General features: G+C 46.4%; 15 protein-coding genes. 5 read left to right on the forward strand and 10 right to left on the reverse strand.

Annotation, left to right across the window (positions count from 1 at the left end; translation table 11 throughout):
* The first annotated feature begins 120 nt into the window (after positions 1-120).
* Both BN1546_RS07940 and BN1546_RS07945 read left to right on the forward strand, forming a co-directional pair.
* Positions 121-1,071: a macrolide 2'-phosphotransferase gene (locus tag BN1546_RS07940; RefSeq protein WP_090736990.1), complete on the forward strand. Its 951-nt coding sequence runs from the start codon at positions 121-123 to the stop codon at positions 1,069-1,071.
* Positions 1,072-1,240: 169 nt separating this feature from the next.
* A complete protein-coding gene (locus BN1546_RS07945) occupies positions 1,241-4,606 on the forward strand; it encodes a DEAD/DEAH box helicase (protein ID WP_090736992.1) in 3,366 nt (1,121 codons plus the stop codon).
* 115 nt (positions 4,607-4,721) lie between these two features.
* On the opposite strand, the gene BN1546_RS07950 is transcribed toward BN1546_RS07945, so the two are convergent.
* The 3 genes from BN1546_RS07950 to BN1546_RS07960 all read right to left on the reverse strand — a co-directional run bounded on the left by BN1546_RS07950 (position 4,722) and on the right by BN1546_RS07960 (position 6,838).
* A complete protein-coding gene (locus tag BN1546_RS07950) occupies positions 4,722-5,681 on the reverse strand; it encodes a ring-cleaving dioxygenase (RefSeq protein ID WP_090736994.1) in 960 nt (319 codons plus the stop codon).
* Positions 5,682-5,719: 38 nt separating this feature from the next.
* Positions 5,720-6,346 (reverse strand): nitroreductase family protein, encoded by a 627-nt coding sequence (locus tag BN1546_RS07955; protein ID WP_025677994.1) that lies wholly within the window; start codon positions 6,344-6,346, stop codon positions 5,720-5,722.
* A gap of 120 nt (positions 6,347-6,466) precedes the next feature.
* Positions 6,467-6,838, reverse strand: coding sequence for an MmcQ/YjbR family DNA-binding protein (locus BN1546_RS07960; RefSeq protein WP_090736996.1), 372 nt, complete (start codon positions 6,836-6,838; stop codon positions 6,467-6,469).
* A 403-nt stretch (positions 6,839-7,241) separates the two neighbouring features.
* Here BN1546_RS07960 and BN1546_RS07965 point away from each other — a divergent pair, with 403 nt between their 5' ends.
* Positions 7,242-8,159: a ketopantoate reductase family protein gene (locus tag BN1546_RS07965; RefSeq protein WP_090739141.1), complete on the forward strand. Its 918-nt coding sequence runs from the start codon at positions 7,242-7,244 to the stop codon at positions 8,157-8,159.
* A gap of 66 nt (positions 8,160-8,225) precedes the next feature.
* Here BN1546_RS07965 and BN1546_RS07970 read toward each other — a convergent pair whose 3' ends face one another.
* From BN1546_RS07970 to BN1546_RS08000, 7 genes are all read right to left on the reverse strand, one after another.
* A complete protein-coding gene (locus BN1546_RS07970) occupies positions 8,226-8,786 on the reverse strand; it encodes an NADPH-dependent FMN reductase (RefSeq protein ID WP_090736998.1) in 561 nt (186 codons plus the stop codon).
* Between the two features lie 145 nt (positions 8,787-8,931).
* Complete coding sequence (locus BN1546_RS07975) at positions 8,932-9,939, reverse strand: AI-2E family transporter (RefSeq protein WP_013369319.1); 1,008 nt, start codon at positions 9,937-9,939, stop codon at positions 8,932-8,934.
* Positions 9,940-9,994: 55 nt separating this feature from the next.
* Entirely contained in the window at positions 9,995-10,411 is a 417-nt protein-coding gene (gene psiE, locus BN1546_RS07980; protein ID WP_013369318.1) for a phosphate-starvation-inducible protein PsiE, read from the reverse strand.
* An 89-nt stretch (positions 10,412-10,500) separates the two neighbouring features.
* On the reverse strand, positions 10,501-10,995 hold the full coding sequence (locus BN1546_RS07985; protein WP_013369317.1) for a DedA family protein: 495 nt from the start codon (positions 10,993-10,995) through the stop codon (positions 10,501-10,503).
* Positions 10,996-11,017: 22 nt separating this feature from the next.
* Positions 11,018-11,527 (reverse strand): CDP-diacylglycerol--serine O-phosphatidyltransferase, encoded by a 510-nt coding sequence (pssA, locus tag BN1546_RS07990; protein ID WP_013369316.1) that lies wholly within the window; start codon positions 11,525-11,527, stop codon positions 11,018-11,020.
* Positions 11,528-11,550: 23 nt separating this feature from the next.
* Complete coding sequence (locus BN1546_RS07995; protein WP_090737000.1) at positions 11,551-13,320, reverse strand: sensor histidine kinase; 1,770 nt, start codon at positions 13,318-13,320, stop codon at positions 11,551-11,553.
* Positions 13,317-13,997 (reverse strand): response regulator transcription factor, encoded by a 681-nt coding sequence (locus tag BN1546_RS08000; RefSeq protein ID WP_025677984.1) that lies wholly within the window; start codon positions 13,995-13,997, stop codon positions 13,317-13,319. The genes BN1546_RS07995 and BN1546_RS08000 overlap by 4 nt, the downstream gene beginning before the upstream one ends.
* A 214-nt stretch (positions 13,998-14,211) precedes the next feature.
* Here BN1546_RS08000 and BN1546_RS08005 point away from each other — a divergent pair, with 214 nt between their 5' ends.
* Positions 14,212-15,555 (forward strand): glycoside hydrolase family 30 protein, encoded by a 1,344-nt coding sequence (locus BN1546_RS08005; RefSeq protein ID WP_090737002.1) that lies wholly within the window; start codon positions 14,212-14,214, stop codon positions 15,553-15,555.
* A 163-nt stretch (positions 15,556-15,718) separates the two neighbouring features.
* On the forward strand, positions 15,719-16,114 hold the full coding sequence (locus BN1546_RS08010; protein ID WP_013369312.1) for a winged helix-turn-helix transcriptional regulator: 396 nt from the start codon (positions 15,719-15,721) through the stop codon (positions 16,112-16,114).
* The last annotated feature ends 235 nt before the right edge of the window (positions 16,115-16,349 follow it).

Here is a 16,349-nt window from a genome sequence, read left to right on the forward strand (position 1 = left end):
CGTCTCAGATAAAAGGATAGACTTCTCCATGAAGCTCAACCTGTTTTTCACATGAAGGGTTGAAGCTTGTTTAAGTTGTCTTTTTTTAAGACTAAATCTGAACAATGAGGTGTGTTTCATATGACTGAAAAGCGTCCCTTGACTAACTCAAAAGATGTTAGCGAAATATTGGCCCTTGCCCAAAGCAACGGGCTTCACATACGACATGAAGGATTGGAGCTCAATGAGTCCGGGTTGGATTTCCGGGCCCTATTCGCCAAAGACGTTCAGGGTACCCCTTGGGTTTTACGTACACCGCGACGAATAGATGTGGTCCAATCAGCGGCTTACGAGCACAAAGTGCTTCGGTTGATTCGTGATACGCTACCTGTAGCGGTACCGGATTGGCAGGTATATAGTCCAGAGTTCATCGCCTATCCTCAGCTGGAGGGCACACCTGCCGCTACTATTGATATGGAAACAAAAAGCTATGTATGGTTCATCAACCCTGATGCTCTGACAGATAGATTCGTTGCTTCGCTCGCTAAAGCCTTAGCCGCGTTGCACCAGACGGATCACCGACGGGCAGCCGATTTCGGTGTCCGCGTAAAGCAACACGACGAAGTTCGGCACTTAATGGGTCAGCGAATGGAAGAAACACAGCGCGTCTTTGGTGTATCCGGGGAGCTGTGGCAACGATGGCAGGCCTGGCTGGCAGATGATAGCTACTGGCCGGAATATTCCGCACTTGTCCACGGCGATCTGCACCCAGGCCATATTCTAGTCTCATCGAATACAGAGGTTACTGGAATGCTGGACTGGACCGAGGCCGAAGTAGCTGATCCAGCGATTGATTTTACGAGTTACTATACTTTGTTCGGAGAAGTAGAGCTTGCTCGTCTATTGAAGTTTTACAAGGCAGCAGGCGGACGTGTATGGCCGCGTATGAGCGAACACATCATTGAACTGACCGCGGCTTACCCTGTGCTTATCGCCGAATTCGCCCTCAAATCCGGACTAGATGAATATATGGAGATGGCACGTAACGCGCTGGGTGTCCATAAGCAAGAAGAAGGACTGCCCGACATATAATATAGCTGTAGCCACCTGGCAGACTTTGGTTCAATGACGGACCAAGGCCTGCTTTTTTTCTGTCCTCTCTCCTTGTTCGTAAAATTACATTCCGTACTCAAGTGTCTTTCCCCCTGTCTGTTCTGTTATCATGTAGAAAACGGAATAACTCAGGAAAGGATTACGAACCATGAGTTTTGAACTTACCCGGCGAGCGATCAGACAACTATGCAGTCAATCTGCTTACGACGACGGGGATGCCTATTACCGGGCCAAAAAGGTGGCCTTTACACAAATAGATCATAATGAAGGTGTGTATGAAGCTACAGTCAAAGGAAGCGGCTTTTATGCTGTTGCTGCGATGATCCGGCCCAACGGCAGTATCCGCGCGGAATGCACCTGTAGCTCATTTCAGACCACCGGACGTTATTGCAAACATATTGCCGCTGTTCTCCTAAATGCTTATGATATGCGACGTGGGAAAAGTGTGTCCGTACGTTCCTATGTCTCCAGACTTCATCCCGGCACCGCTCCCGATCCAGCAGGAAGTATAGGTTCAGACGAGATGTACACATCTACAGATGACCCAAATGAACACACAGCCAGAAAGTCACGATCCTCAGGCATCACACAAGGGGATCTCCAGTTAACCGACAGTATGTTAAAACTATTCGGTCGCAAAAGACCGCTTCGCAGCACATCTGCGCTGCTGGATACTCGCGCGATCTTGGATTTTCAATTTGTCATTCGGCCTTTTGCCTACGGTTACCAAAAATATATGTTTGGGATAGAAATGAAGGCTGGCCCCAAAAGATTATACATCGTTCAGAAAATCCGCCCGTTTCTGGATTGTATCGAACGTGGGGATAGCTACATGTTCACGAAAAGCTTCTCTTACGAGCCGGAGCTGTACCGCTTCCGAGCTGAACATGACGCTATCCTCCAGCAATTATCTCAGGTGTGCCACCAGGAGCGCATGATTCGGGAAACCTCTGGTACGTATTCAGCCTCCGGCAGTCATATGAGTGGTGAGCGAATGCTTCTCATCCCGCCCGCGGCCTGGGATAGGCTGCTCCCCTTGCTGACAGCAGCACAGGGCGTCTACTTTGAAATTCACGGAAACATGAGCGAAGGTATCCCCCAGTCCGACCTGATGCTTCCGCTGCAATTTGAATTTGATGAGACCGAAGCCACAAGTGAAGGCTACCAGCTAAGCATTCAAGGATTAGATGACTTGACCATCATGGAGGACTACGGTGTCGTCATTGCCGATGGCAAGCTTGTCAAGCAGAAGGCTGATTCCTTACGGCGTTTGTCCGAGCTCAAACGGATGGTCGAAGTACATCACAGACGAGCAGTCCAGATTGCACCAGAACAGATGGAATCATTTATGGATAAGGTCGTGCCCGGGTTAATGAAGCTGGGACGTGTCCATATGACACGTGCTGTCTCAGATCGGGTCGCCCAGCATCCGTTGAAGGCCAAGCTGTATCTGGACCGGGTAAGAGACAAGCTGCTGGCAGGACTGGAATTCCAATATGGAGACATCATCATCAATCCGTTGGAAACAGATGCACGAACGCCAGGTAACGATCGTATTCTGATACGTGATGGGGAACAGGAGCAGCGGATTTTGGAACTGATGGAGCATAGCTCCTTCGCCAGAACAGACAGCGGATATTTTATGGAAGATGAAGATGCAGAGTATGACTTTTTGTACCATACTGTACCGCAACTGGAAAAGCTACTGGACGTCTATGCCACAGGTGCAGTCAAAGCGAAAATCAATAATACGCTACCTGTCCCAAGAATACGAGCGGAATGGGACGAACGTACAGATTGGCTTGAATTTAAATTTGATATTGAGGGTATACCAGAATCGGAAATTCGCAAGCTGCTCCAATCGCTGGAAGAAAAACAGAGATATCACCGTCTGCCGAATGGCGCCTTGCTACCGCTGGAAACAGAGGAGTACAAGGAGTTAATTCGGTTCATGAACGAAACAGGTATCCGCAAAAGCGATCTGGATGCAGCGCAAATTCGGATCCCAGTCACACAGGGGCTGTACTTGATTGATCCTCACGATCATGTGAAAAATCTGACCTTGGGTAAAACCTTTCGCCAGTTGCTAGAAAATATACGCAATCCTGATCATCTTGACTTTCCCGTACCCGTCACGCTCGCCCCAATCTTAAGAGATTATCAGGTCTACGGTTTTCAATGGCTTAAGACCTTGGCACATTACCGTTTTGGAGGTATTTTGGCAGATGATATGGGGCTGGGCAAAACGCTGCAAAGCATTGCCTTCCTCGTCTCTGTATTGCCGGAGATTCGCAGTCAACAGCTTCCAGCCATGATTGTATCCCCTGCATCACTGGTGTACAATTGGCGGAATGAACTGGAGAAATTCGCCCCGCATATCCGCGTCACTATTGCCGATGGCAGCCCGGAGGAACGAGGCCGGATTATACGGGATGGCGCCAGTTACGACGTCATTATTACATCCTATCCGCTGCTACGGCGCGATGCAGAAGTGTACAGCAAGCCATCGTTTCATACGCTTATTCTGGACGAGGCGCAAGCGTTCAAGAATCATGCCACCCAGACGGCACAGGCAGTTAAGGATGTACAAGCCCGTTACCGCTTTGCCCTGACAGGAACGCCTATCGAGAATACGTTGGAAGAACTATGGTCCATCTTCGACGTTGTATTTCCTGAGCTATTTCCCGGCGGAAAAAGAGCATTTCACAACCTGCCTCGCAATGTGATTGCCAAGCGGGTTCGTCCGTTCCTGCTGCGCCGTCTGAAGAGCGATGTTCTTAAGGAACTGCCGGAAAAAATCGAATCCGTGCAGGTATCACGGCTTCTGCCGGATCAGAAAAAGCTGTACACGGCTTATCTGGCCAAGCTCCAGCATGAAACGTTGAAGCATCTCAACGAAGAAGGATTTCAGAAAAACCGGATCAAAATTCTAGCAGGTCTGACCCGGCTTCGTCAGCTCTGCTGTCATCCGGGCTTATTCATAGAAGGATATACGGGAAGCTCGGCCAAATTTGAACAACTGCTGGAGATTATTACGGAATGTCTCGGCTCCGGGAAGCGGATGCTCATTTTCTCACAGTTCACTACGATGCTTCAAATGGTCGGACGCGAGCTTTCCCGTGAAGGGGTTCCCTACTTTTACCTGGATGGACAGACTCCTGCCCCCGAACGAGTCGAGCTGTGCAGTCGCTTCAACGAAGGAGAACGCGAGCTGTTCCTGATTTCCCTCAAGGCAGGAGGTACGGGTCTGAACCTCACCGGCGCAGATACCGTCATTCTATATGACCTGTGGTGGAATCCCGCTGTAGAGGAGCAGGCTACCAACCGTGCACACCGAATGGGCCAGAAAAAAGTTGTGCAGGTTATTCGGCTCGTCGCCCAAGGTACGGTAGAGGACAAAATGTATGAGCTACAGCAAAAAAAGAAAAACCTGATCGACCAGGTCATTCAACCGGGGCAAGAAAGCCTTTCAGCACTGACCGAGCTGGAGATTCGTGAGCTGCTCATGATCTAACCAGCTCTTCCACGCTTATTTTTACGATACTGACACTTCAGAACCCAAAAGGTCCAATGAGGGTGGAAATCTTCCCGCATTGGACCTTTTAATGTTCCATATGTGATTGTCCTGCTCAAACCGATTCATCCTGTTTGAGCACTCTAGGCTCAATGGGAACCAGATTAGATTCAATCTGGGCGCGCTGAGGCTCATACCATTCAGGCAGCATCAGCTTGTGCCCCAACTCATTCAATTCCTCATCCACCGTAAATCCGGGCGGATCGGTTGCGATCTCGAATAATATACCGCCTTGCTCGCGGAAGTATACGGCATTGAAGTATTGGCGATCTACAATGCCACTCGTCCCAAAACCATGCTGACGAACCCATTCGTTCCACGCCTGATGTTCGGTATCATCCTGCGCGCGCCACGCAATATGGTGAACCGTACCGGCGCCGCCGTTCCCCCACGGTACATCCTTGACTGGAATGTCGATCAGGTTGCCCAAATCCCCAGTCGTCTGATAACGGATATAGCCCGCATCTGCGTCTTCACCGATGGGAGTCATGCCCAGAACATTCTCCAGCACGCCTTGGGTGTGCTTGGAATCCGCACTGTAGAGCACTGCTCCTCCAAAGCCCTTGATCGCTTTATCTGTAGGTACGCCTCCAGCTGTCCACGTGTTCACCGGGCCTTCCTCGCGCTCCACCAATTCCAGATGCAAGCCCTCATTGTCTCGGAACTGGATGAATGACTCGCCAAAGCGAGTAGCCTTCGTGAAGGATACCTTCAAGCTGTGCAGACGGTTTTCCCAGTAATCCAGCGAGCCCAGCGGCACGACATACGTCGTAATCCCGACTTGTCCGCCTCCAATTTTACCCTTGCGTGTACCCGGAGCCGGAAAAAAGGTAATGATCGTTCCCGGGCTGCCTTCTCCATTCCCAAAATACAAGTGATATACTTCTGGAGCGTCAAAGTTAATTGTCTTTTTGATCAATCTCAAACCAAGCACACCTGCATAAAAGTCAACATTGCCCTGCGGATCGCCTGCAAAGGACGTAATATGGTGAATTCCAGCGGTTTTCAAAGACATCTTAGTCACTCCTTAATGAACATGATGATTTACAAATTTCAAAATCCATTGTAGCTAACAAACTGTCCAACTGGCTTGCGATATCCTCTTGCCCGCTGACCTGATTCGTCCTCTTTTCCCAAGGTGATCATCATCACGGGTACAAATTGCTCTGGGATATTCAGTACTTCCTGCACCTTCGCCGGGTCAAAACCGATCATCGGACAAGTATCCCAGCCTTTGTCCTTGGCAATCAACATAAATTGCATAGCCGACAGGCTGGCATTACGAATTGCTTCTTCTCTCTGGAAGACAGGTCCCCGCTCGCGATAAAACTGAGTTACCGATTCTACTGTGCTATCATATTCCTGCTTGCTCAGAACACCCAAATTCAGGAACCCTTCGTTGAGGTCAGCTACCTTGGTATAAGCCTCTGTATCACCCAGCACTATAATGGTGGCCGAAGCAGTTAATATTTTATACTGCTTACTTGCCTCATCATGCAGCCTTTGTTTGATTTCTGCATCCTGCACTACGATATAACGCGCATGCTGTAAATTAAAAGCCGATGGAGCGAACTTCACCAGCTGAAATATCTCTTCCAGTTCTTTTGCATCTATAGTAACATCAGGAATAAATTTAGAAGCCGATCTTCTCTCTTGAATAACATTCACCAGTTCGCTCATATTCAGGTCCACTCCTTGATATTATTTTCAAATAAATTATCTTTAAATTAAGAATATATCTTTAGTTGTTTTCTGTCAAGTAAAACTATAAAAGTGTTATGTAAGGGCTTTACCAGCCCTTTACAGATCCGTTGTCCGTATCCTCATCGTAATCGCTTCGCGTTGCGCTTTGGTTAAGCCCTTGAAGACCAGCTCATACGAATGGTCGATCATGCTGTACAAATCCTCCAACGGGAAGCTGTTATCAACCTCTATCGTATTCCAATGCTTTTTGTTCAAATGATAGCCTGGTTTAATGGCCTTGTTCTGCTCACGCAGGTTTTCTGCAATGACCGGATCACATTTCAAGGATATGTGGCTAATGCCATCTTTTTCAGTCAGGAGAGCAAACATCTTGCCCCCTACCTTTAGTACCAGGGGATCAGCACCAAATGGATAATCCTTAACAGCCTCTTTTTGACTCAGACCATACGCTACAATTTGCTCAAACATCAGCCTTCTCTCCTCTGCTCCAAGTTATCGGTCTATAAACCTATTGCGCCCTATTATATCACCTCTATACGCTCCATATACACTAGGTTCGTGCTTTATGGATACCATCACACACACGCTGTTCGGATTGGATTTATATGGGACAGGAACCCTATATTCTGGTATACTTCCCTGAGAGGCTGTATCGATATATTCGAACGGTACTCTGGTAAGATGCAATTTAATAAGTATAAGTGTGAGCCTATGGAGGTGAACTCGTTGGATTTTGCTCTGATCCGAAAGGACCGAGACAAAAGAACGGTCGCAAATTGACTCTTTTTTTGCCTTTCGGACCTTTTCAGCAATGTGCTGGAAGGTTTTTTTGTTTTTCAAAAACTAAGTTAGGAAAGGCAGGGACCCTATGATGCGGTTTCTAGTTGTGGGTGCAGGTGCTATTGGAGGCTATTTCGGGGGACGCCTGGTTCAAAAGGGAGAAGATGTAACCTTTCTCGTCCGCCCTTCCAAGAAGCTTCATTTGGCAGAAAACGGTCTTACGATTCAAAGTGTGCACGGAGATTTTCAGACACCGATTCAGGCTATTACCTATGGTGAAGCTGCTGAGCCATTTGACTGTATTATTCTCGCGGTCAAAGCGTACCACCTGCCTCCAATGCAGCCCGATCTAACGCCTTATATCGGCAAAAATACAATGATTCTTCCGTTACTTAACGGTTATGAACATTTTGGATCTTTACGCGAATATTTCGGGGCTGAAAAAGTGCTAGGTGGGCTTTGTTATATTGAAACGACGTTAAATCACAAAGGCTCTATCGTTCAGACAAGCCCGTTCCACCGCATTGTTTTTGGTGAATGGGATGGAGGAAACTCAGAGCGGGCGCAACTACTATGTAGCCATCTTGATCATGCAGGCTTCACAGTCACACACAGTCATGACATTCAGCGTGAAATTTGGCAGAAGTATATATTTATTGCCAGCATGAGCGGAATCACAACCCTGATGGGTACCTCCGTCGGACCTATACTCGCCACGCCCGAATCGCGTGCAATCTATAAAAGGCTACTGCATGAGATCGTCACAATCGCACGCAATGCAGATATGCCTATTCATTCAGAAATGGAAGCACATACGCTAAAAACGATGGATTCCTTAAAGCCTGAGATGATGTCTTCCATGCAACGTGATATGCAGAAAAATCTACCGGTTGAAGCAAGCCATCTGCATGGTGCACTTCTGGCATTGGCTTCTAGCAGTAATATTTCATATCCGATACTTGAAACGGTGTATGCCCGCTTAAAGGTCTATGAGAGCTTATTGAATTGAATACGAAGTAGGTGGCCATCCGAAAAAGCAGATCCTTCTATAATGAAGGATCTGCTTTGAATTTCCCTATACCTTTCCTCGGCAAGCTTGCTCAAGCCCTTGAAGTAATGCTTCCAGCTCCTGTCTAGTTTCAGCATTTGTAATGATGCCTTCTTGATTCAGCTTCAATGTGATATGCGGAATAATGACCTTTCCATTTTCCACAATCTCTGCATTGATCATTTGCAATGTGAGCAGCAGCGAAGCATGAGCCAGATTGCCGCCCATAGGGGACGGTGAAGCGCTAATGACCGCTGTAGGCTTGTTTACAAATTCACCTGAAGATACGAGCCAGTCCAAGGCATTTTTCAAAGTACCCGGCACACCATTCCCATATTCCGGTGTACAGATCAGCACTCCATCGGCTTGTTTCAATTGCTCCCGTAGCTCTCTTACGGAAGCTGGCCCCTCCTCTACATCCAAGTCAGGATTAAAATGGGGCAGATCCCCCAATCCATCATAAACTATGAATGATATATTTTCAGAAGCCAATCCAATAGTAGCCTTCATAAGCGCGGTGTTGGAAGACTTTTGACGAAGGCTCCCCGATATAGCCAATACCTTAATCTTTTGTTCCACCCATATCATCCCGTTTCCTTTAACAATATCTTATCTTGGATACTCAGTGTACTACAGTCAACGCCAGGAAAATCAAAAAAATGCCTGCGGCTTCGCAGGCATTCATGATGAAGAATCCATGGTCACTACTATGTTCGTATCTGTCGTAAATATATTAGGTATCCTTCTCTTGCTTGCGTTGTACTCCAATCAAGTCAAGGAAGAAGACAAACAACGGAATACCTACAATCAAGCCCCACACCCCAATTAGATGCTCAGAGAAGATCAATACAACAAAGGTGAAGAAGATCGGTAAATTGGTTTTGGATGACATCAGCTTCGGGTTCAGGAAATAGGCTTCAATCGCATGAATAACTACGATCAGAATAACCAAGTAAATCACATAATTGATTCCTCCGACGCTAAAAGCAATCAGACCAAGCGGGATCAGGGAAATAAATACACCCGCCACTGGCACCAATCCCAACAAGAATATAATGAGCGCGAGGCCGAGCAGATTGGGAAAACCCATAATCCAAAGAGCTGTCGTCGTCAATATACAGTTAATGAGTGAAATCAATAGTTGAGCTTCCAGCACCTTCCCGAATGTACCCAGAAACATGCGTCCAAAATGGCCCACTTCCTTGAAGAACCAACCCAGCTTACTATCCACAAACGTAGCTGTAAAGCGTGTAATATAGGATTTTTCCATCAGGAAGAACAAGCTCAAAATAATCGATACCAGCAGTTGTGTTCCCAGTTGGCTGATTTTCATTACCGCATTCCAGCCAGGCTCAAATAACCGCTGAACATTAAGCGTGTCCATAAATTCAATAATCGTTTCGTTCCATTGGTTACGATCAGGATACATGTAGGCTTGCTGAATCATGAGATACACCTGCTTGACCTGTACGCTGATTAGCGGCACCATTCGGTAAACTCCCCACACGATAATCAGGATCAGCAACCCGTATACCAGTAGCAGCACGATCATAGGCGGCACATTGGCGAACCGCTTGATCAGCTTATTCACACCGTTATATATACTGCCAATCAAGATCGTAAGCAACAGTGTTAACAAAATAATATTCATCATGCTTCTTAACATAAAGAGCAGTAAAACGATTATCGCAAGGACAGCTGCCCGCCTGACGCCTGCATGATTCATCCAGTTTCTTACCATTCGTCTTTATTCCCTCTCTCCTACTTGACTGTCACCCTTGCAATCTTCCTCGGCATTAACTTTCTCTCTTTAATAATTTACTGTTAGCAATCAATAGAGAACCTACCATGACTAGGATAGCAATGGACCACCAGAATGTATTTTGAGCATCATCATGGTCCACAATAATGAGCCTGATGACGGCTGTAATCCCAATATAGATGAAATAACGTAATGGAAAATGAAAATTGGTTTTAAAGTACTTAACTATTAATGCAATGAATTCAAAATACAAGAAGAATACAAGCAGTTCTTCCGTGAATTCATAGTAATTTTTGTCGGCTTCTGTATACAAGAACACATATGAAAATATGGACCATGTTTCTTTTAGAAGTAAGAAGCTTAAAATCAGCCCGACTAGAAACAGCGAGATGTTCAAGATTATTTGCAGAAAACCAGGTAACTTTTCAATATACTTCATTAGTGCATTCAATACAGATCCCCTCACTGGTTGTACAGGTTCTTTTATATTATATTATCGGTGCAATACATGAAAAATGCTACATTACTTTTGCGGTCACCTTAATGAAAATTTATATTCGCCCCCGCAATGTAACCAATAGAGATAAAGATCAGTGTCCATACCAGAGAACCGGCGCTGGCCACCAGCATATATTTTCGGACAGGCATCGCGCTAATCCCCGACAAATAGCTTGTTGCATGTCTGACTCCTGGAATAAAATAACCGAACAAAATGGTCCACAACCCAAAGCGTGCAAACCATCCTTTTACCCGTGCAAACCGCTTCGGTGTCAGTCCCACCCACTTGCCGTGCTTATCTACCAATGGCTGACCCAGCTTTTTGCCTAGCGTGTAACTGATCATCATCCCTGTCATCGCCCCAATGAAACTGACTAATATAGATAGGGAATAATTCAGTACCATGATAGAAGATAGATAGCCGACAAACACCATAATAATTTCATCAGGAACGGGTAGCCCTATAATTCCAAGGGCAAGAAGTGCAAAAATAGCGATATATCCGTATTGTGTAATCATGCTGATGGCCCATTCCATAGGGACGCCACCTCCTGACCGATTATTTTTTGAAGGACGGGAAGGGAATACGGCTAACCATTAGGAATGACAGCACTACCATGAGTGCCAGCAACACCCCCGGCTTCAAATGCTCACTCCATAAAAACATAAAGGACAAAATCACACCTGCGGCCGTAATGGGCATGCCAACAAAGCCTTTGCTAAAAGCCATCAGGTTGAATCTTGCCAACCTCACCGCACCGCATATCACAAACAACACAGCTACAAGCGGTCCTATCCAATGAGTATCTCCCAGCTTGTATAACAAGATCAAGAAAGCAGGGGCAACCCCAAATGAGACCACATCCGCCAGCGAATCAAGCTGTTTGCCAAAATCACTGGAGCAATGCAGCAGCCTTGCCAGCAAACCGTCTAATACATCCCATAAAGCAGCCACCACCACAAGAATAAAAGCGGTCATGTATTGCTCATGAATCGTGAAATACAGGGATAAGACCCCTGCCCCCAGGTTTGCAATCGTGCATAGTGAGGGCAACCAATTCCATTTCATACTCTTAACTCCTTTGCCGTAGCTTAGCCTCCGAATATAACGACAAAACGGACGCCGTCCTTGGTATTCTCCGCCTTATAGCGGAATTCGTGTAAATCGAGAATTCGTTTAACGATCGATAGCCCGAGTCCTGTCCCACCTGTCTGACGGCTACGGGAGAGCTCGGCCCGGTAAAAACGATTCCATATCAGCTCCAACTGATCGTCTGGGATGGTCTCACCCTTATTTTCAATGGAAAACGTATTGACTTCCCCAGAGCCTTCGATACGAATCGTGATGGAGCTTCCTTCCTCGGCATGCCGTATGGCGTTGACAACAAAGTTGATAATCACCTGTTCCATCCATCCTATATCGGCATGAATCGGCAGCTCATTGGCAGGAATAATAACCACTTCCAGCTTCTTCTCCTTCAACAGATGGAATAGCTTATCCACAACCTCCTCCACCAGCTCACTCAGGATAAAGGTCGCCTTGCGAAGCTTGAGGGTTCCAGACTCCAATTTGGCAAGGTCTAGCATATCCTTGACCAATCGCTCCATTTTGTCCGCTTCCTCTACAATGACCTTCATATAATGATCCTGCTTCCCCGCGCTGACCCCATCTTGTAGTCCTTCTGCGAATCCTTTGATGATACTTAACGGGGTTTTCAGCTCATGAGAAGCGTTGGCAAAAAAGTCTTGTTGCACAGCCTCCATCCTCTGCTTCTGTTCCATGTCCTCGACCAATTGCTGATTGGCCTCCTGAAGCTCGCGCAAAGCTGTGTCCAGGTTCTGGGACAGGGTATACATGCTGTAGGACAGGCTGCCCAGCTCATCATTTTGCCGGATTGGCGTATGGGCTGTAAAATCGAGCTTGGCCATCCGCTTGGCGGTATTATTCAAAGTAATGAGCGGACGGGTTACCATTCGGGAATAGAACAGGGACAAAATCAGAATGAGTGCAAAACCGCCGATCCCCAGGTACAGATAAAACCAGCGTAGAGCCTCATTCGTCTCACTGATTTCCTGCAACGATGTCACAGTGAACAAGAGATCGATCTCGCCTGTGCTCTGACGAACAGGATGGACGATAACTGCATTTCGTACCCCTGTCCAAGGTTCTGTCCAATCTTCTTCCAACACTTCAAAATTTTTGAGTCTCTCCAGATGATCCTGGGATAAAGGAAACCATTCCTCCAGCGCACTAAACAGCAGGCCTTGACGCTGGCTCCAGGTTTTCAGATCCGGCAGTACAATCTCTGTCACCGTACCGGACAGCCTTACACTGTCATTTGTGCTTGTCTCTTCCGAGTTTAAACCTATATTTTTGAAACCGAGCTTCTGTATGCCTGTTGGATAAATTAAATTGGCAGAAGAGATGCCGTCAGATCCCAACATCTCACCTTCCACAGTGACCTGATCACCAGGCTGAATCCGGGCAGCTCTCAGCTCATCTCCGTGCTCACTCATAAATAGAGACAGCGATATTTTAACGACTTTACCATCTGCTTTTCTGAGACTGATATGAAACGCATCATCCAGCTTTACTTTGCCGTCCAACGTTACAATCGCCAACTGGTTTTTATTCTGAAGCATGAAGCGGGCTGCCTCACGCGAAACCCTGCCCGATCCCCAAGCCTCCTGGACATAACTTTGACCGAAGCTTTGCAAACGGCTTTCCACACGCCCAATCTTCTGTTTCTGATAAAAATTTTCAAAAAACAGCAGCTGACTTAAAATCACCATACCGTAAAAACACAGGAAAAACACAACTGTCATAATGAACAACTTAAAGGTAACTCCCCGTTTGTTCATTCTTCCTCCTCGAACCTGTAGCCTGTGCCAAAAACCGTGCGAATATGGCGTGATTCACGGCCCAGCTTACTTCTCAGCTTTTTGATATGCGTATCGACAACTCGTGTATCCCCTTCAAAATCGATACCCCACACCCGGTTCAGTATCGCATCCCGTGAAACAACGATGCCTTTATTATGTATAAGCAGCCGCAGCAACTCATACTCCTTGGGCGTCAGTTCAACTTCCGCCTGATCCACTTCAAGCCGATGAGCCATCGTGTTGAGCATAGCATTGCCGAACCGCAAAATATGCGACTCCGGCTGCACATTCCCCTCCACCCGTTTCATCAGCGCGTTCGCGCGGGCAATCAGCACCTTGGGACTAAAAGGCTTGGTCACGTAATCATCTGCCCCTAGCTCAAAGCCCAATATTTTATCATCATCACCGGATTTGGCCGTCAGCAAAATAATCGGTACCCCTGAACGGCTGCGTACCTGACGGCATACTTCCCAGCCATCCAGCTCAGGCATCATAATATCGAGTATAATTAGTTCCGGTTGTACCGAATCGAACCAGAGGAGTGCATCTTTTCCATTGCCTGCTTCATAGACTTCCCAATTATTTTGTTTAAAATAATCCGCAATCACTTCACGAATACGTATTTCATCCTCCACGAGAAGAACTCTTTTATTCAAATCGACTTCCCTCTTTCGGTCATTCTAGGACAACAGCATATCAAAGAGATGTGTACTTTATGTGTTCTCACTACTTTTTTATCTACAGAAACTTCCCATCCGCAAATTTCACCTTGGATTAGGGCAAATTTGTCTTCGCTCAGACCATCTCTTCCCCTAAAATCCTACCCTATAATATGTAGAGATACAAAAAGCCTGAACAGGAGGGTAACATATGAGCAATCCAACCATTCAGTGGTTTTCCACTTCCAAAGCTAATGCTTGGCAATCCCAAGCTCATCATTTGACCGAAACCCAAGAGAGTGCCAACCTAACCCTTACGGGAGAAGCATATCAGCTCGTCGAGGGCTTTGGCGGCTGTTTTAATGAATTGAGTTATGTAGCTCTGAATCATTTGGACAGCGAAGAACGAGAGCAGGTGCTTCATGCTCTCTTTCACCCGGAGGGCGAGCACAAATTCACAATCTGCCGACTTCCTATTGGAGCGAGTGATTACGCGCTGGAATGGTACAGCCACAATGAAACGGACGGCGACATGGAGATGAAGCACTTTTCCATTGAGCGCGATCAGCAATATCTCATACCTTTTATTCGGGAAGCGTTACAACTCAATCCAGACTTGAAGCTGTTCGCCTCACCCTGGAGTCCGCCGACATGGATGAAATCACCCAAAGCTTACAATTACGGCACACTGCGCTGGGAAAAGGATATTTTGAAAGCGTATGCATTGTACTTTGTCAAATTTGTTCAGGCATACCGCAAGGCAGGCATTACGATTCACCAGGTTCATGTTCAAAATGAAGTCATTGCCGATCAGAAGTTCCCTTCCTGTGTATGGACCGGAGAACAGCTGCGTGAATTTATTCGCGACTATTTGGGGCCCGCTTTTGAGGAACATGGGCTGGATACAGAGATTTGGCTGGGTACCATTAACGCCCCTGATCCGTGGGAGGAATTAATGAAAAAGACGTCGACCGGATTTGATGAGTATGCCCACACCGTGTTGAGTGACCCCGAGGCCTATAAATATATTAAAGGTGTAGGCTATCAGTGGGCAGGCAAAAATGCCATTCAGCGCACCGTAGCCAGCTATCCTGAGCTTCGTTACATGCAGACCGAAAATGAATGCGGAAACGGAGAAAACTCATGGGACTACGCCAAATATGTATATAACCTGTATCAGCACTATTTCACCAATGGTGTGAATGCTTATATTTACTGGAATATGGTTTTGGAGCCGAAAGGGAAGAGCACATGGGGCTGGGAGCAAAATTCGATGATCACCGTAGATCCAGCGAATCGAAAACCTATTCTGAACCCGGAATATTACGTTATGAAGCACTTTTCTCATTTTGTATTACCAGGGGCCAGACGCATTGGAATTCGGGGTTCATGGGCTGGAAATGCGGTTGCTTTTCAAAATACAGACGGACAAAAGGTTCTGGTCATCGCCAACCCGTTTAAGGAATCTCGCGTGCTGAATCTGTCTGTCGGAGAAACAACACACCGTTTGGAGCTGGAGCCGGAGTCCTTTAACACCATCGTTATTCCTGCTTAACCGTTGTAGATTTCTGGAAGCTTCCAGTCTGGCGCACATCATCAGATTGTGATTTCAGTCGATTCGTATCCCATCGTATGCATAGTTTCCAAAATGGATGTATCTCCTTTTGCGTACTGTAGTTATACATAGTATACTTGGAATAACTACGGACAGGAGGTCGATGAACATCACAACTGTAAAAGACCGGATTGATTTGAAACTGATTAATTGTGATAAAGAATTGACTCTCGCGGTCATCGGTGGCAAATGGAAGTTGATTATTTTGTGGCATCTTGGTATGGAAGGCACCAAGCGATTCGGTGAATTGAAGAAGCTGATCCCTCACATCACGCAAAAAATGCTGACCAACCAATTACGCGAGCTGGAAGAAGATAAACTCATTCTGCGTACAGTCTATCCTGTCGTCCCTCCACATGTGGAATATTCACTGACCGAGCATGGTGAAAGCTTAATTCCGGTACTGCGAGCGATGTACGATTGGGGATCTAACTATCGCGAGAACGTGATCTGGAAAGAAGAAAAAGAAGAAGTGATTCAGGATGTAACACCCGTGTGATTCAGCTAAACAAGCATTTTGCAAAATGCAGATATATATTTTTCATAAAGACGACCCTGGGGTGACCTGGGGTTGTTTTTTGTAATATAAAGACCATCGTCAAGATAATAAAAGAGACGGATACAAGTATCCGTTTCCATTGCCATTAAAATCCGTTTTCCGCTACATATACTTGTTTTACGCTTGTATTCATGATTTACATTACATCCGCTGTGACGTATGATTCTTTCATCCC

The sequence above is a fragment of the Paenibacillus sp. Mc5Re-14 genome (assembly GCF_001049835.1).
GTDB classification, from domain to species: Bacteria; Bacillota; Bacilli; order Paenibacillales; family Paenibacillaceae; genus Paenibacillus; species Paenibacillus polymyxa_C.

What these genes read in the sequence shown, in the direction of transcription:
- BN1546_RS07940 (WP_090736990.1), top strand. Translation starts at nt 121, where the DNA reads ATGACTGAAAAGCGTCCCTTGACTAACTCAAAAGATGTTAGCGAAATA.
- BN1546_RS07945 (WP_090736992.1), top strand. Translation starts at nt 1,241, where the DNA reads ATGAGTTTTGAACTTACCCGGCGAGCGATCAGACAACTATGCAGTCAA.
- BN1546_RS07950 (WP_090736994.1), bottom strand. Translation starts at nt 5,681, where the DNA reads ATGTCTTTGAAAACCGCTGGAATTCACCATATTACGTCCTTTGCAGGC.
- BN1546_RS07955 (WP_025677994.1), bottom strand. Translation starts at nt 6,346, where the DNA reads ATGAGCGAACTGGTGAATGTTATTCAAGAGAGAAGATCGGCTTCTAAA.
- BN1546_RS07960 (WP_090736996.1), bottom strand. Translation starts at nt 6,838, where the DNA reads ATGTTTGAGCAAATTGTAGCGTATGGTCTGAGTCAAAAAGAGGCTGTT.
- BN1546_RS07965 (WP_090739141.1), top strand. Translation starts at nt 7,242, where the DNA reads ATGCGGTTTCTAGTTGTGGGTGCAGGTGCTATTGGAGGCTATTTCGGG.
- BN1546_RS07970 (WP_090736998.1), bottom strand. Translation starts at nt 8,786, where the DNA reads ATGATATGGGTGGAACAAAAGATTAAGGTATTGGCTATATCGGGGAGC.
- BN1546_RS07975 (WP_013369319.1), bottom strand. Translation starts at nt 9,939, where the DNA reads ATGGTAAGAAACTGGATGAATCATGCAGGCGTCAGGCGGGCAGCTGTC.
- BN1546_RS07985 (WP_013369317.1), bottom strand. Translation starts at nt 10,995, where the DNA reads ATGGAATGGGCCATCAGCATGATTACACAATACGGATATATCGCTATT.
- pssA (WP_013369316.1), bottom strand. Translation starts at nt 11,527, where the DNA reads ATGAAATGGAATTGGTTGCCCTCACTATGCACGATTGCAAACCTGGGG.
- BN1546_RS07995 (WP_090737000.1), bottom strand. Translation starts at nt 13,320, where the DNA reads ATGAACAAACGGGGAGTTACCTTTAAGTTGTTCATTATGACAGTTGTG.
- BN1546_RS08005 (WP_090737002.1), top strand. Translation starts at nt 14,212, where the DNA reads ATGAGCAATCCAACCATTCAGTGGTTTTCCACTTCCAAAGCTAATGCT.
- BN1546_RS08010 (WP_013369312.1), top strand. Translation starts at nt 15,719, where the DNA reads ATGAACATCACAACTGTAAAAGACCGGATTGATTTGAAACTGATTAAT.